The sequence below is a fragment of the Aeromicrobium phragmitis genome, assembly GCF_003674095.1.
GTDB lineage: Bacteria > Actinomycetota > Actinomycetes > Propionibacteriales > Nocardioidaceae > Aeromicrobium > Aeromicrobium phragmitis.
On the sequence record NZ_RDBF01000158.1, the window covers coordinates 1 to 376 of the forward strand.

Genomic DNA, 376 nt, shown 5'->3' on the forward strand with positions numbered 1-376 from the left:
ACTCTCACGGCCGGTGGCGACGCGCGAGAACGATTAGAGATGGCGGCCATCGCGTATCACGATGACGGGCATGATCGAAGTAGTCTAGACAGATCGCAGGAGACGTACCACGCTGGAATAGTGCAGACGTGACTCGGATCGAGTCGCGCGCGACGGATGGGAGCAACACATGGTGAGTCATACGCCGGAGTCGAATCGCGTCGTTGTGGCGGTGACCGGGGCGACGGGCGTCGTGTACGCGGTGCGCGCCCTTGACGTCCTGCGCGAGCTGGAATATGAGTCGCACCTCATCGTAACGAAGTCGGCTGCGCTGACGCGCGCGTACGAGACGGATCTGAGCAAGGACGATCTGGAGTCCCGTGCAGATGTCGCCTAT

1 protein-coding gene is annotated in these 376 nt (G+C 61.7%); it reads left to right on the forward strand.

Annotated features, from left to right (window positions below; all coding sequences use genetic code 11):
* Positions 1-169 precede the first annotated feature (169 nt).
* Positions 170-376 (forward strand): flavoprotein (locus D9V41_RS16755; protein WP_279432366.1); only part of this gene is annotated, 207 nt, incomplete at its 3' end.